General features: G+C 39.7%; 11 protein-coding genes, 1 tRNA gene and 1 pseudogene. 7 read left to right on the top strand and 6 right to left on the bottom strand.

What is annotated here, in order from left to right; all coding sequences use genetic code 11:
- Positions 1-108 precede the first annotated feature (108 nt).
- Positions 109-318, top strand: coding sequence for a hypothetical protein (locus FJG96_RS01270; RefSeq protein WP_139412408.1), 210 nt, complete (start codon positions 109-111; stop codon positions 316-318).
- Positions 319-1,026: 708 nt separating this feature from the next.
- Here FJG96_RS01270 and FJG96_RS01265 read toward each other — a convergent pair.
- The 3 genes from FJG96_RS01265 to FJG96_RS01255 all read right to left on the bottom strand — a co-directional run bounded on the left by FJG96_RS01265 (position 1,027) and on the right by FJG96_RS01255 (position 3,149).
- The gene (locus tag FJG96_RS01265; RefSeq protein ID WP_139412407.1) at positions 1,027-1,560 is read right to left on the bottom strand and encodes a type II toxin-antitoxin system PemK/MazF family toxin; all 534 of its coding nucleotides are present in this window, start codon (positions 1,558-1,560) and stop codon (positions 1,027-1,029) included.
- Positions 1,561-1,967: 407 nt separating this feature from the next.
- On the bottom strand, positions 1,968-2,531 hold the full coding sequence (locus FJG96_RS01260) for a disulfide bond formation protein B (protein ID WP_139412406.1): 564 nt from the start codon (positions 2,529-2,531) through the stop codon (positions 1,968-1,970).
- A gap of 12 nt (positions 2,532-2,543) precedes the next feature.
- The gene (locus tag FJG96_RS01255) at positions 2,544-3,149 is read right to left on the bottom strand and encodes a YqaA family protein (protein ID WP_139412405.1); all 606 of its coding nucleotides are present in this window, start codon (positions 3,147-3,149) and stop codon (positions 2,544-2,546) included.
- Positions 3,150-3,345: 196 nt separating this feature from the next.
- Here FJG96_RS01255 and FJG96_RS01250 point away from each other — a divergent pair.
- Positions 3,346-3,430 (top strand) — tRNA-Leu (locus tag FJG96_RS01250).
- Positions 3,431-5,107: 1,677 nt separating this feature from the next.
- Positions 5,108-6,892, top strand: a complete 1,785-nt coding sequence (locus FJG96_RS01235; RefSeq protein ID WP_139412404.1) for an MFS transporter — start codon at positions 5,108-5,110, stop codon at positions 6,890-6,892.
- A gap of 1,601 nt (positions 6,893-8,493) precedes the next feature.
- Here FJG96_RS01235 and FJG96_RS01225 read toward each other — a convergent pair.
- The 3 genes and pseudogenes from FJG96_RS01225 to fumC (FJG96_RS01220) all read right to left on the bottom strand — a co-directional run bounded on the left by FJG96_RS01225 (position 8,494) and on the right by fumC (FJG96_RS01220) (position 12,131).
- Positions 8,494-9,384 (bottom strand): outer membrane protein, encoded by an 891-nt coding sequence (locus FJG96_RS01225; RefSeq protein WP_139412403.1) that lies wholly within the window; start codon positions 9,382-9,384, stop codon positions 8,494-8,496.
- 763 nt (positions 9,385-10,147) lie between these two features.
- Positions 10,148-10,312, bottom strand: a pseudogene (gene fumC, locus FJG96_RS09265) (class II fumarate hydratase); the annotation flags it as partial.
- Between the two features lie 430 nt (positions 10,313-10,742).
- The gene (gene fumC / locus FJG96_RS01220) at positions 10,743-12,131 is read right to left on the bottom strand and encodes a class II fumarate hydratase (protein WP_139412402.1); all 1,389 of its coding nucleotides are present in this window, start codon (positions 12,129-12,131) and stop codon (positions 10,743-10,745) included.
- A 233-nt stretch (positions 12,132-12,364) separates the two neighbouring features.
- Between fumC (FJG96_RS01220) and groES the strand changes: the two genes are divergently transcribed.
- The 4 genes from groES (at position 12,365) to FJG96_RS01200 (ending at position 15,238) form a co-directional block, all read left to right on the top strand.
- Positions 12,365-12,661 carry a co-chaperone GroES gene (gene groES, locus FJG96_RS01215; protein ID WP_005774667.1) on the top strand — a complete coding sequence of 99 codons (297 nt, stop codon included), beginning with the start codon at positions 12,365-12,367 and terminating at the stop codon, positions 12,659-12,661.
- A 60-nt stretch (positions 12,662-12,721) separates the two neighbouring features.
- Positions 12,722-14,365: a chaperonin GroEL gene (groL, locus tag FJG96_RS01210; RefSeq protein WP_005774668.1), complete on the top strand. Its 1,644-nt coding sequence runs from the start codon at positions 12,722-12,724 to the stop codon at positions 14,363-14,365.
- A gap of 357 nt (positions 14,366-14,722) precedes the next feature.
- Positions 14,723-15,010 carry a hypothetical protein gene (locus FJG96_RS01205; protein ID WP_139412401.1) on the top strand — a complete coding sequence of 96 codons (288 nt, stop codon included), beginning with the start codon at positions 14,723-14,725 and terminating at the stop codon, positions 15,008-15,010.
- 6 nt (positions 15,011-15,016) lie between these two features.
- Complete coding sequence (locus FJG96_RS01200) at positions 15,017-15,238, top strand: hypothetical protein (protein WP_139412400.1); 222 nt, start codon at positions 15,017-15,019, stop codon at positions 15,236-15,238.
- The last annotated feature ends 837 nt before the right edge of the window (positions 15,239-16,075 follow it).

Genomic DNA, 16,075 nt, shown 5'->3' with positions numbered 1-16,075 from the left:
ACATTGTTAGGCAGTAAAATTTACCCTCTCGTTTTCGTAACTTACCCTTCTATTTTTGTTTGATTTTTTTGGGCATTGTTCTCCGTATTCATAATTACGGATAAAAACATGAAAATATTGTCTTTTTTCACAGTGCGCAAAAGTGCAAAAAATTCTCAAGGAAATATACCGATGAATGGATCGATATTGGAGCAGCCTGTGGCGGATGAGGTGGTGCGCAAATCATTTAGAGGGAGCGTATTGTCGCGTTGGTTAAAGTTTGAATTTATTATTGTGATGGAAAAGGTCAAAACACGGCGTCCTGCGCGCTCTCCCTAAAGAAACCTTGCTCTCTATCGCTTTGTGAAGGATTTCTCTTGAAAATGTTCAGGATTTCTCTTGAAAAATTGGCGCCATCGTAAAACCCTCTCTATGGCATAATACGAAAAGGATATCTTATGATTTATTATGATGAAAATGCAAAAAGAAAAACGACTGTAGGGCATGGTCACTCTGGAAGAATCTGTCGCTCGCGCAGGTGATGATCGATATTTCAGTGTCTCTTTTGTCCATTTATTTCTGACCAATGGAAGTGATGAAGAAGCTTTTGTTTTATGGTGATGGTGGTCAACGTTAAAGAATGACACTTGAAGAATATCAAGGGCTTTCAAGGAGATAGGGAAAAGGAGAATATATTCCGCTATAGGGGGTGTTTCTTGGAAATAAAGTTAACCATTAAAATGGCTTTTTTAAAGGAAATAGGGAACCATGTAAGGAGAATATAGCTTGAGGACTGTTTATTATGAAACAGTTTTCTAAAAAGAGAATTATAATCCTTGCTATCGGGTAAGACTCTTTACTTTTAGCTTGTAATCGTTGCTTTTGCGTGACGTTGGTTATATTCTTGCTGGATCGCTTAAAAGAGAGCGCTTTAATGACGAAAGGAGTGGTTTCCCACTCCTCCGTTCCTATCTCCCCTTGCGGGGAAGCGGCCACCATTACTGATGCCGTGTATGCTTTTCTATATACGCTTATTTTTTTTTAAAGTCAAGGGTTCAAACGAGGTAAATATTTCAGCATAAGAGAAATAACTTTATGAAATTCTTCCTCCGATAACCTTGGGGCGCCACTATGTGAGCAACTAAGACGGCTTACTGAGACGGTTGTTACATAATTGCAGATAATCCATGCTTTTTTATGTTCTATCGGAGATTGTAGGGCATAAGCCGCAGGATTATTCGGTTGAGATTTTGTCGAAAAGGGCAAAACCGTAACATTGCCATAGAGTTTTGCACTCTTAGAAAGCACTAAAACAGGACGTTTTTTCCAAAATTCAGGGAGAATCGAATCATGAGGAAAATCGCACCAAAAAACTTGTCGAATGCGCGGTGCTGATTTGAGCCGTGGTTTTATATGAGGGGGTTTTGTGTAAGGCGCATTGAGATCTACAAATTTCTCATGTTCTCGCCATGCGGCATGATCATGTTCCATCACACTATGCGGTGCTTCAATATGACAGATTTCTACAGGAGTGAGCGGGAGAGGGGGTGTGGGAGGCGTTGTATTTTTATCCTCAGACATGGTTGACCATTCAATATTTATTGGTCCCCTCACTGACATTCTCTGATCGCTTTTCTGTGGCCTGCTTCTATCAAAATATTGCTGATAAGTACAGAGAAGCAAAATAATAAAATACAGATATTCGTTGTTTTTCTCCCCTTTGGAGAACAGAATATTGATAAAAACATTAAACCTGCAAAAGCCATGAAAAGAAAACAGAGGAAGATTTGACAACAAAAGCTGTGTTGCATCCATTTTAATGTTCAAGGAAAAGTTTGATGATGAGAAGATGATGTTTGTGGATGTGCGTTATAGGGGCAATTTTTATGTTCTCGACGCTCTAGGCTTGGGGGGATTTTGCTGTGGAGCCCCATGCGCTATACGGTTTTTTTAAGAGAAAGTATGCTGTTCTGCGTGGGGGGATTCGTTTATGTCTTGTGGCTCGAGAGAATGCCTTTCGAAGTAATATAGAGGCTCATAAGGGCGAAAAGGAGGCTTGCAACCACATTCCAACCGGCAAATGAAAGAAAAAGAAAACGCGTGGGGGCTTCTGCACAAGAAGGAGGGTGAATATTGTTTAATTGATTAAGCAGTTGGTTAATGTCTGAGGTTTTTCGCACTGCGTTTAAACCACAACTGAGAGGAGCTTCCCAAAAGCCATATTCAACACCGGCATGATAAATGGCTAAAACAAGGCTGATGCTCATTAACACAAAAACACATAAAAATAAAAGTTGTATCCAAGAAGACATGCGAAAAAACCATGCTCCAAAACCTGCTAAGAGCAAAAAGGGGATGGCACCGTAATAGGGAAAACGCTCGATAAGACATAAATCGCAAGGAAGATACCCACCAAGATATTCAAAACAAAGGGCAAGACCTACGGTGGCAGACAAGCAAAAGGTAAGAAAAAAAGCCCATAAACTTTGTTCTTTTCTGCTGGGTTCACGATGAAGATGCTTGTTTAAAAGGGAAGAAAAAACATGTGTCATTGGGTCTGTTCCTTATAAAAGCTGTTTGTTAAAAAAAGCTATGAAAAGCCCATAAATCAGAAGGAGACTAACACACCCCATGAGGATAATCCATTTGAAATTTTGTTTTAGAAAATTCATTGCTTTTTGTCCAAAATGTTTAATCAGCCACGCGAGAAGATAAAAACGAGCACCTCGGGAAAAAATACAAATGAGAATGAAAAGTTCAAGATGGACACTCATCACACCTGCCAAAATTGTGACAATTTTGATGGGGGGAAGATGAAAAAAACCTGATGTTATCAGTAAAATGATTAGAAATTGCAGGGTTGCATGGTTTTTTAGAGCTTCAAAACTTTCAACTTTGCCGTAAAATTCTAAAATGGGTTTGGCAAGAGTGTCATAGGCAAAATGTCCGATAAACCAACCGGCAATGCCGCCTAAAACAGAACAAATCGTTGCAATGAAAGCATAGCGATAAACCCGATTTTGGCGGATAAGCAGTAGTGGGATATATAAAATATCTACGGGAATGGGAAAAAAAGAACTTTCAATAAAGGCAATGAAACCAAGCCAGTGTGGTGCTGTACGCCGATTTGCTAAAGAAATCGTCCAAAGCTTTAATTTGTTTAATATCATGAGGTTTTTTATAAATTTAAGTGGTAAAAACTTTACAAATGCGGCTGCAATAAATCCGATAGAAAAAATATTCCATCAAACAGAGAAGAAAATGAGCGAAATTCTTAAAAAATCAGAAGTCTTCTGTTGACGAATCTATGCTTCTTCATATAGTGCAAAAGAATAATCGACAAGTCTGTCTTTTATAATAACAAGTGCGGGTGTGGTGGAACTGGTAGACGCGCCAGACTCAAAATCTGGTTCCGAAAGGAGTGTCGGTTCGAGTCCGACCACCCGCACCACTTTGATAAAGACTTCCATTTTATCCTGTTAGAGTGCGCCATATTGATTTATAAAATCCTAGGATTTGTAAAACATTGGGATTTATCAAGGGTATTCATTATTTTGTCTGTTGAATGAACAACCTTGAAGATAAGAGGGGGCTCTTGTTTTAAAATCTGTTGATTGCCAATCAGTCAAAACCATGTTTACAAGCCGGATGCGTTTGCGTGGTGTAAAACTGTATAAGAAACACACCTTTTCATGAATCTTATTAAGAGTATACCGTAAAATCCATTGAGCACCTCCATCTTTACGCTTATGAAGAAGCAAGCCGGCATCATCACACCATTTGCCAGCCCTAAAATGTTGCGGACAGATCTTGTATTCAGACGGTTATAAGGGCCATTTTTAGTTCTTGTCTTTAATAAATTTGATCCACACACTCATCCCGCTTGTTATGTGCTGCCAAGTGGTTTTTCTTGCTTCAAGATAAACAGATTTGAAATGAGAGAATCTTACGTTATTCGGGATGCTCATTCATTATGAATAACACTCGATTATCATTATAAATCAATATGATTGTATCTTTAATAAGAAATAAAAGTTTGTATTGTGGCATAGAGTAGAACCTCTTTTAAAGGTAATTTTACTGCAAGGAGTATTTCATAAAATGACAATTAAAACAGAAAAATAATTGAAAAATTTTTCTTCTGAGAAGCTGATTAACGCAACAACTATTCTTTATTTCAGTCCCAAAAAACCTTTTTAAAATTACTTGATAAAGTAGAGCATTGCATATTTCTTATTGCGATTGAAGTGAAATAGCCATTGAAATCAAGAATAATACTTTTTGAATGAACTTAATCATTAAAATGGAAATGAGCTGAGCACAAGAGTTTTTCGATTTATACCAGTATAGGCCAATTTGTTTTCCAAACTGAATATTGCGTAATACAGTTAAATTGATTTTACAATTATAAAGTTGTAAATATAAAGTTGTAAATCCTCAAACCTTTTACAAAATACTAATTGTCTTGAATATACATAAGGGACATCATAACAATATGAGGAGGATATTATGATATACGGGGGGCGAATAAATTTGATCGCGTGTGGAAAAACATTGAAACAGTTAGGAATCTTCAACCTCTGCAAAGTATAGGAATAAGAGCAACAGTTATCAAAGAGATTCTAGAAAATATTATTCATTTTATCGATTTTTGTATAAGCAAAGATGTTGATTATATCGGATTCAGCCCGCTCGATACGTCGTCATTTAGTTTTTCTAGAAAAAATAATACAAAGGATCGATCTAAGGCTTTAAGAAACAAAACTCTTCCGCCAAACGCTTCACTTTTTCATTTGAGAGATGAATTATCAAGGATAAGAATCCTCCCTCCAGATTTATAGAGATAAAAAGTTCCAAGAAAGAAAAATCTCATGGACGTCACAAAATTTTGTAAATTGTATTCATGATTACTTAGGCGAAAATTCTACGTACGTTTCGTCGCCGTTAATGTGTTTATTTCCATTTTCATCCCTAGTATTGGACTATAATGGAGATTTAAAAAATTGCTTTTATTCAGAAGCTTTTGGGAATCTACAAAATTATGAGGCAATAGATTGGTCTGCTCAAAGCGTTTTAAAATCTTTGAAAGAATCTGGCGCATGTAGCGATGTCGTGGGACAAGTATTTTATGGATAAGGTTAAGCAATTTAAGATTTATAGTATTAGCAAGTCTACTGCTCTCGTGGTTGCTGTTTTACCCCTTTTTTTGTCGGAAAAATTGCATTTGTCGCAAGCGGATATTGTTTTAATCGGTAGTTATTTTTTATTGCTTCCTTTAATCTTAGAAGTCCCCTTGGGTTTATTAGCAGATGTTTATGGAAGTAAGCGCGTTATTTATACTGGGCTGTTTTTCTTTCTTTGCGGTTTTTTAGCTCTTTTTATGAAGTATGCCTATTTTGCTTACGCCACTTATTTGTTGTGTATTACATTAGCAGCCGTTTGTTTTTCCGGTGCGGAAGATAGCTTACTCTTTTCTATCGTCCCAAAGCATCGCACACTGTTTTCCGTTAAGTCCGAAGTGGCTGCTGTTACCTATAGTGTGACAACGGTACTTATTTTTTTAGGGGGAATACTTTATTATGTGAATCCTGCATTGCCTGTGATTTTTCAAGTCCTCTCATTCATTTTTGCTATCTTTATGTTTTCAAAACTGACGAAGGGATTAGATCATTTTCATATCAACGCTCATCCGAGTATTTTCAAAGTTATGTGCGCCAGCCGTAAAGAAGTCAGAAATCCTTATCGCTTCACTCTTATTTTTTTAAGTGCAGTTTCAGCTTTTGCTATTTTGGTTAATAATCGAACTGTTTCTATCGCATTTTCTGATTTTTTGCCATTTCAACCTGCTCTTTTGGTTTCGATTATTTTTATCATTGGGAATTTTTTTTCAGCAAGTTCCAATATATTGTTTCAGAAGTATTTTTCAAAGTTTCAAAATCCTATTTTTCCCGTCTTAATGATTGGTTGTATGGTAACCATTGCTTTTTTTCTCATGTCATTTCAAATCATTGCGGCTCTTATATTAGGATTTTTACTGCTCTGTGTTTTTAAATCTGCTTATCGGTCTTATCTGTCGTCTCTTCTTATAAATTCACTGATTGATCCCAAAGCTATCGCGACTGTTTTATCATTTACAGCCATTATTACAGCGGTTGTATCCTTTGCATTCAGTTTTTTATACGGTCATATTTTTTCAACATTCTGGCAAGCTAATTTGTGGATGGCAGTGGTTATGGCTGTGATTTTTGCGGTGTCTGCTTTAATTATTTTTGTTAGAAAACAAGAAATCATTTGGTTACAGCCTGAAAATGCACAATCGTCAAAACAACATTTCTTGAAACGTAAGCATCAAGAGTTTTGCTATGGGCAAATTTATCCGGAAGCATCGTGCATTAATGAAAACATCAAGGATGGCTCTTTTCGACAAAGTCTCTATCCTGCACCAAATTTGATAACACTTTGCGATGAAGTCGTCGAATGGGAGTTTATCCGAGGGACTGTATTGAGCCAAATGGATTTGCTACATCAAAAGGCGATTATTGATCAAATCAATAAGATTTTTCAAGATCGATTAAGCAAGAATATAATCTTATCACATGGAGATTTACAGCCTGATAATATCATTGTTACTCCTGATCATTCTTTTAGGGTAGTGGATTGGGACTTATGTCAAGAAGCCAGTCCGGAATTGGATATCTTAACATTTTTCACCAGTCCAAGATTATCTCTCAATTTAGAAGAACGGATCGACTATATTTCTCATTTGCTGTCTCTATCAAAGGATGAAGCTTTACCAATGATAAAAGCGTTTGTGGCTAAAAAAATTTCTGATCTTTGTCTATACGAAAATATTTTCATGAAACAATTAGTATTGGATTATAGGAACTTGAATGAAAAGTTTCATGGGCGATAATAGTGTAATTTGTCATGAAAATTGCAGTGCGGGCTGCAATCATTGTCCGTATTCGATAGAATGTATGGTGAGAGATGATGCGTTGCCTGAATCTTTATATACAATAAATGACAAATGACATAAAATCTGATTTTATTATTCTTTCTGGTGGAGAGCCTTTTGAGCTCGATTATGATTTATTTCATAAATATATGTGTCTCATTTGTAAAAAATATTTTCGGATTGCAACAGGGGGGCATATCTATATTCAATCCTATTTGAAGCTCTTCAAAGAGTCATCCGTTCTTTTTAGGGATACAAATAGGCACAGATGTTATTTCAGAGATAAGAAATCTAGACAGTAAAAAATATAAACAAAAGTGGGTGCGTAACATAGAATGTATGAAAAAAAATAGCATACCCTATAGTGTGACGATTACTTTATCGGAGAGATTCGATTTGGCAGAAGTGTTCGCTCTAATATGTATCGCATCTCCCGAGTTCATTTTAGTTAATTTTGAAAATAGAAAAAAGTACGATAATACATTTCAGTTAAATATGATACGGGATTTTTTTTCTGGCTGTGAGATAAAATATGGATATACGCCTCAGAGTTTACACCAATAAATATAAACTATCGAATTCTTTGTGTTTGGTTTGGAACACTCTCCTATGGCGGGTAAGCCCAAATGGGTTGAGAAACAAAAGCCTAAACTCTACTCTTTAAAAGATACTGCTTTAGAGGCTTTTGAAAGTCGTCAAGAAGAGGAGTTGTGAGGGGAAGGGGCTGGAAACGAGTTGCTACAAATGGTTTTTTCATCTTTACAACGTCATATTCTTCCCCAATGAGATTGTTTCTTTCGTTTCAGAAATGACACAAACAGAGAAAGACAATCCCCATGTGCTACTCTGCATAGAACAGTTGTCAACAGCGTCATTTGACATGAGGTGATAGAAGGCAAGCCGTTTCAGTATTTTTTTCAGTGTGTCTTGAATATTCAAGTGAGGGTTTGCCTATAGCGTTTTTCAGTTTAAGTGAATTCCGTGAAAGGGGACAACAAGAACAACCTACGCCCCAAGAGGGATCGTTTTTTTACAAACCGATATAGGTTTTGCAATGGGCTTTAAAATCTTTATTCTTTGAGAGGGGGTGCGAAAAGAAATTTCCGTGATCCGATCAAGAGATCTTGCTTGAGGGAAAAGGAGGTCATCGGTGAATTGACACTGAAAAATCTAGATTGTTTGTTGGTGAAGAAGTATTCCTTTAAGAGGCGTGAAGATAAAGATTGAAAAATCAACACACACACACCCTTCTCTTTTATGGTGTTGTCACGTTTATCATCATCAGCTGTATTGAATGCCCTGTATCCGCTCGTTTTAAAGAAATATCCATGCTCTTCCTTCTTTCATTACAATGGTCGTGAGGGTAAAGCTCTTCTATTTTAAATGCGTCCTCTAAAAGGGGGAGAGGATAGGAGTTTTCGAGAAGCTGGATGGTTTAGCTTTTATGGACGGTTTAGCGCTGGTTTTTAGAGGCTTCGTTTTTTTAAGGGGGGGGAGACATAAAAAAAAACCCTGTTAAAAACAGGGTTTTTAAACGGTTTTATTTTTTCTACAAGAGATTAGAATTTATACGCCATGCCAAGGCGAAAATTATGCGCTTGGGCACGCATTTTAAGTTCATCATTGGCAAATTTCTGTTTAAAAAAATCTGTATAACGGTATTCTGTACGCATGATAATGTCATCTGTCATGGCAAGATCAAAGCCACCCCCAACAGTATAACCAATCATTCTTTTTGTCTTATCAAACACATTGCCAGAAGCAAATACTGTCGAATCTTCTTGCGATTTTGTTACAAGCGATAGGATATATTGCATCTGTGAGTAGGCAACACCCCCTGCAATATAAGGCATAAAACGATGGGAAGCAAAACCAATGCGCGCGCGCAGAGCGCCAGACCATTTTTCTTTCAATGTGACACTGCTTACAACAAGATCATCAGCGTCGGGGATCATTGCATCCCGAGTGCCAGATGTTAGAAGAGGAATCCTAGCTTCTTGAAAGGCTGCGTTAAGAGAGTCTAATTTATCGAGAATTTGCTTGCCAGTGTCCGTTTGGGTGTTTTTCCGCCCAGACCAGATCATATCCGTATCAAAACTGACAATAAGGTTATTTCCTAAATCAATATTAGAACCTGCATAAAAACCGCCGACAAATCCCGATGGTTTGGGTGAGAGATCTCTGTTAACCCAAGCCCATTTTCCACCATTGGATTCTGGTGCGTAATTTAAAGTGCTGTTAATGGAAACATGTCCAATTTGTCCACCAAAATAAAAACCAGTCCAAGAAAAAGGTGCGGAAACAGTCACTGGTGCAATCCTTGGAGCTAAATCAATTGGCGCTGTAACATTCGACTTTGATGGTTGAAACATTACCGTATCAGCGGCTTGCGCTGTTGAAGCAGTCATAAAAGTGAAAAGAGAGAGTGCAATTAAACATTTTGTATTCATAAAACGTCCCCAATTTATTTCAATTACATAATGTATTATGCATAAATTAGTTAAAAAAATCTATATATAATTTCATTATGAAAAATAAAATAAACAAAAAATCCATAATTTTTCAGTGTTAAGCGTTTTTAAAAAACGTGTTCATCTTGCTTTCTCTCCATTAAGATCTTAATTTTTAATGATTTTTTTGGATTTATTCTTTCAGCGTTCTCTACATTATATAAAACATTATGGAGCAATAAATAAAATTTTATCTTGTTAAAAAATATTATTTTGTAGGTATAAAAATACTTTTTATTGTTAATGTGTAAATACACTATCCATAATGATTGTTATTTTTGTGCTTCATATATATGCTGGATATCAATGTCCTTCGTTGTAAAAAAGGGCAGGGAAGTCCTTCTTATTCTTTGTCCGTTTTTAACCTTGTGACTCCTCTTGTGTGACGATAACCTTGAGGGCTTTGAGAAAAACAGCAACGTTCTTTTTCCCCATTGTTTTTATCGTTTGTTTTATTGCTATGCTATGCTTGCTTGTGACGTTTCCCAAGCACAGCGTTTGGATTGATTGAATATAAACAGCGTTGAAATGAGAGAATCTCAAGGTATTTGGAATTCTCAATAAAAACAATATATGCCCTCTTTTGACCAGAGCCAAAATGGAGACTAGAGCCTCAAATAAACAGTGTGGACAACTATCATCGGGGCGTGAGTGCCCCGATGGCTTTGAGGGATACGGTTGAAGATGTTTCGCAGCTTCTTTATTAGATTCTTACTTGGGGAGCGATCATCTTTTTTAAGATCAACCAGCCGATCATAATCTTCTCCTAAAAACACTTGGGCTTAAGAGCTTTGGTGCGCAAAGTTGTCTCATTTTTATGCGCTGCTTTGGCAATTCTAGCTGCTTTTTCATGGCTAATTTCTGGGGCACGCGTTCCTTTTGACCAGAGCCAAAATGGAGACGAGAGCCTCAAATAAACAGTGTGGACAACTATCATCGGGGTGCTCACGCCCCGATGGCTTTGAGGGATATGGTTGAAGATGTTTTGCAGCTTCTTTATTAGATTCTTACTTGAGGAGCGATCATCTTTTAAGATCAACCAGCCGATTATAATCTTCTCCTAAAAACACTTGGGCTTAAGGGCTTTGGTGCGCAAAGTTGTCTCATTTTTATGCGCTGCTTTGGCAATTCTAGCTGCTTTTTCATGGCTAATTTCTGGGGCACGCGTTCCTTTGGACCAGAGCCAAAATGGAGACGAGAGCCTCAAATAAACAGTGTGGACAACTATCATCGGGGCGTGAGTGCCCCGATGGCTTTGAGGGATAAGGTTGAAGATGTTTCGCAGCTTATTAGATTCTTTATTGAGGAGCGATCATCTTTTTTGGATCAACCAGCCGATCATAATCTTCTCCAGAAACACCTGCTTTAAGAGCTTCAGTGCGCAAAGTTGTATCATTTTTATGCGCTGCTTTGGCAATTTCAGCGGCTTTTTCATAGCCAATTTCTGGAGCAAGAGCTGTAACTAACATCAGTGAGCGCTCCATGAGGGCGTGAATATGAACGCGATTGGCGCGTAATCCTTGAATGCAATGCATATCAAAAGAACGCATGCAATCCCCAAGAAGGGTAATCGATTGTAAAACGTTATAGCCAATAACAGGTTTATAGACGTTGAGTTCAAAATGCCCTTGACTGGCGGCAAAGGTGACAGTCGTATGGTTGCCAAAAACTTGGGCTGCAACCATGGTCATGGCTTCGCATTGGGTGGGGTTAACCTTGCCGGGCATAATAGAGGAGCCGGGTTCATTTTCAGGTAAGTTAAGTTCGCCTAAGCCAGAACGGGGACCAGAACCTAAAAACCGAATATCATTAGCAATTTTAAAGAGATCAGCGGCTAAGGCATTCAAGCTGCCATGGAAATGTGCAAGAGCACCATGATGCGCCAGCGCCTCAAATTTATTGTGCGCCGTCTTAAAAGATATTCCTGTAAGGGCGCTGATGTTTTGAGCAAAGGCAACGTCAAAGCCTTTCGGGGCGTTGAGCCCTGTTCCTACAGCTGTTCCGCCCTGAGCAAGCATTTGAACATCCGTAAGGGCTGTTTCAATCCGATGAAGATTGGCTTCCAGCGCAACCCGATAGCCTGAAAATTCTTGGGCAAGCGTTAAGGGTGTGGCATCTTGTGTATGGGTCCGTCCAATTTTGATGATGTCGGCAAATTCTTCTTCTTTTTTCTTGAAAGTGGTAATGAGCGCTTCAAGAATAGGAAAAAGATGTTGGCGTGTTTGCAGCGCGGTGGCAATGTGAAGCGCCGTGGGAAAGGAATCGTTGGAGGATTGACTCATATTGACATGGTCATTGGGATGAACAGGTTTTTTGCTTCCCAGTTTACCCCCTAAAAGCATGCTGGCATGGTTGGCGATCACTTCATTGACATTCATATTGCTTTGGGTCCCCGAGCCTGTTTGCCAAACAGAAAGGGGAAAATGCTCATCAAAAGCGCCAGAGAGAACTTCATCAGCCGCTGTAACAATCGCTTTGCCAATCTTGGGAGAAAGTTTGCCTTTGTCCATATTAACAAGGGCAGCTGCTTTTTTCACAAGGCTTAGGGCATAAATGATGGTAAGAGGCTGCTTTTCACTGCCAATATTAAAATTATGCAGAGAACGTTCAGTTTGTGCTCCCCAATAACGATCTTGGCGTACCGAAATCGTTCCAAAGCTATCCGTTTCCTGACGTGTTTCAACCATGATATAAGATCCTTTATTTGTTCACGGGTTCTTAAAAAAGCTAGATAACGCGAAATGCCAAGAAGAAGCAAGACGTGGAAGCTTTATTTATAGAGAAATTATTTTATGGCTATCCTTGACATTGAGAAAGGCCGATTTTATATCTTGGAGAGTGTTAGCACTCATACTTAGAGAGTGCTAGCAAGAACTTTCTAAGATTAATGCAATTATGTTCAGTTTTAAGGATTTAAAACATGGCTAATATACAATTCCGCCCACTTCACGACCGTGTCGTTGTTCGTCGGGTTGAATCTGAAAATAAAACCGCTGGTGGGATTATCATTCCTGATACAGCAAAAGAAAAACCACAAGAAGGCGAAGTGATTGCTGTTGGCAATGGCGCGCTCGATGATAACGGAAAGCGTGTGCCTTTAGAAGTCAAAACAGGGGACCGTATTTTGTTTGGAAAATGGTCTGGAACTGAAGTCAAGATTAATGGGGAAGACCTCTTAATCATGAAAGAATCTGACATTATGGGAATTATGGGCTAATTGAAAGTCCCTCAATTTTTCATTGTGTACTATTTTGAAAAAACTCCAAGGAGAAATTAAATGGCTGCTAAAGAAGTCAAATTTGGCCGTGAAGCGCGTGAACGTTTATTGCGCGGTGTCGACATCCTTGCTAATGCGGTGAAGGTGACACTCGGCCCTAAAGGGCGCAATGTGGTGATTGATAAATCATTTGGTGCGCCACGCATCACAAAAGATGGTGTGTCCGTTGCAAAGGAAATCGAACTGGAAGATAAGTTCGAAAATATGGGTGCGCAAATGTTGCGCGAGGTTGCTTCTAAAACCAACGATATTGCTGGGGATGGAACAACAACGGCAACGGTGTTGGGACAAGCAATTGTGCAAGAAGGCGTTAAGGCTGTTGCTGCGGGCATGAATCCTATGGATCTTAAACGCGGGATTGATGCGGCTGTCGATGAAGTGGTGGCTAATCTTTTCAAAAAAGCCAAAAAAATCCAAACTTCAGCAGAAATTGCGCAAGTAGGGACCATTTCTGCCAATGGTGCTGAAGAAATTGGTAAAATGATTGCAAATGCCATGGAAAAAGTGGGCAATGAAGGCGTCATTACCGTGGAAGAAGCTAAAACCGCTGAAACCGAATTGGAAGTTGTGGAAGGAATGCAATTTGACCGTGGCTATCTTTCCCCTTACTTTGTGACCAATGCTGAAAAAATGGTGGCGGATCTTGATGATCCTTACATTCTTATTCACGAAAAGAAATTGTCTAATTTGCAATCCTTGCTCCCTGTTTTGGAAGCGGTTGTGCAGTCTGGAAAACCCCTTCTTATTATCGCTGAAGATGTGGAAGGCGAAGCTTTGGCAACGCTCGTGGTGAACAAGTTGCGCGGTGGTTTGAAAATTGCTGCTGTAAAAGCACCTGGATTTGGTGATCGCCGTAAAGCAATGCTTGAAGATATCGCTATCTTGACATCGGGTCAGGTGATTTCTGAAGATGTCGGCATTAAGCTTGAAAATGTCACTTTGGATATGCTTGGTCGTGCTAAGAAAGTGAATATTTCTAAAGAAAACACCACCATTATTGATGGGGCTGGACAAAAGGCTGAAATTACTGCGCGCGTTAATCAGATTAAAGCGCAGATTGAAGAAACAACTTCTGACTATGACCGTGAGAAATTGCAAGAAAGATTGGCTAAACTCGCTGGTGGTGTTGCTGTTATCCGTGTGGGTGGGGCAACAGAAGTTGAAGTGAAAGAAAAGAAAGACCGTGTGGATGATGCCTTGAATGCAACACGCGCCGCTGTGGAAGAAGGTATTGTTGCTGGTGGTGGTACCGCATTGTTGCGTGCAGCAAGTGCGTTGAGCGTTAAGGGAAGTAATCCTGACCAAGAAGCGGGGATCAATATCGTTCGTCGTGCTCTTCAAGCACCTGCGCGTCAAATTGCAACCAATGCTGGTGAAGAAGCAGCTATCATTGTTGGCAAGGTGTTGGAAAATAATACTGACACATTTGGTTACAACACCGCAACGGGTGAATTTGGTGATTTGATTGCTTTGGGAATTGTTGACCCTGTGAAGGTGGTTCGTTCTGCTCTTCAGAATGCGGCTTCAATTGCGAGCCTTCTGATTACAACAGAAGCAATGGTTGCTGAAATGCCAAAGAAAGATGCTCCAATGCCTCCAATGCCAGCTGGTGGAATGGGCGGAATGGGCGGAATGGATTTCTAAGCTCTTTTTCCTAGAAATAATAAAGAAACGGGTCTTTTCGGCCCGTTTTTTTTGTTTCTCACGCTCTTGGGGTGGTTTCCTTTACGTGGAAAAGAAGACTCCAAACGTCCTATCTCTCATGGTCTTTCTTATGGTCCCCAATATTATATCTATATCACAGTCCTAAGGGCTCCATGAGCTGCATGCCATCTTTCATCCCTTTCATTCTGTGTCTTTTTTCCCGAACCTTTTTGCCACACCCATTATTCTTTTTACAAAACAGATATTCTTACTGTTTTTTACAGTTCCACATTTTTACGATTTTGATCATTTACAGAAAATAGCAGAGAAGAAACCTTGCGTTTTCAAGCGCATTTCGTGATAAAGCTTCTGCGTGGTGTGGGGGGGTGCCGTGGTGCGGGGGTTGGTGTGTGGTATGGGGGTTGGGGCATGGTACGAGGGTTGGGGTATGGTGTGGGGGTTGGTGTCAATTCAACCTTTTACTCCTGTGCTCTTCCACTTTCTCCATTTTCCTCTACACCTCTATTCGTCGCACTCTTCATTCAATTATCCCCAAATCCTCATGTTCTTGACAAAGCACACATCCTTTGCCTTTACAGTTATACATTGTTGGTGCTGTGGTGCGGGGTTGATGCCATGGTGTGAGGGCTGGTGCCGTGGTGTGAGGGTTGGTGCGTGGTGCGAGGTTGGTGCTGTGGTGCGAGGTTAGTGCTGTGGTGTGAGGGTTGGTGCTGTGGTGTGAGGGGTGGTGTTGTGGTGCGAGGGGTGGTGTTGTGGTGCGAGGTTGGTGCCGTGGTGCGAGGGTTGGTGCGTGGTGCGGGGGTTGGTGCTGTGGTACGAGGTTGGTTACAAAGCATGTATTCTTATCGTTGATTTTACAGTTACACATTTTTACGATTTTAAAAATTTACAGAAAACAGTAGAGATCCGATAATCATCATCTCAGTCTTTACTGCTCTCAAAGCCTACTGATTTGCCTCAGCTCCTTCAAACAATGACAGGCGTAAAATGACGATAAGAAAGACAATATACTACGGCTCTTAATCATTTATCCTTATCGACCATATTCACGAATTTCTTTTAAAGAGACATTGCGCTTTCAAGCTCATTTTGCGATGGAGTTACTGAGTGGTCACGGGGTGATGCGAGGTTGGTGCTGTGGTGCTGGGGGTGGAAGGTCTGGGGGGGGAATTGGCGGAAAGGGGGATTAAACCAATAGTTTTGAAATGTTCATCGGCTCTCTACTGTTATTCTATGAATAAGCAAAATTGTAAAAACGTTGAACTGTAAAGGCAAAGGGTGTGTGTTTTGTCAAGAGCATGAGGGGTTGCGGATGATTGGATGAAGAGGGGGGTGAACGGAAGTGTAGAGGTTGGAATGGTGTGGGGAACTGAGAGACGGGAAAGTTGTATGGAAGAGTGAGATTTGAAGAAGGTGTGAGGGGCGCTGAAGAGATACGGTAAGGGGTATATGCGGTGCTATCTGCTTTTTACCATAAGGTGGTTAGGTGGCAATGAGATGCAGCAATGAAAAAACGCGTATTGTTCTCGTTTTGAGGGGAGGCATTATTTTAGACCATGCCATTGCTTCACAGTTTTGAGGGAGCGTAGGGGGTATGGTGCATTGTTTTTTTATTTTACGTTTGCCTTTGTTTGAAGGGAGATTAAATCAATAGTCTTGTAATGNGTGGGTGCCGTGGGACGAGGGCTG

It is taken from the genome of Bartonella mastomydis (assembly GCF_900185775.1).
GTDB lineage: Bacteria > Pseudomonadota > Alphaproteobacteria > Rhizobiales > Rhizobiaceae > Bartonella > Bartonella elizabethae.
Note: the sequence above shows the minus strand (reverse complement) of the source record. Positions and strands in the feature narration are given on the sequence as shown.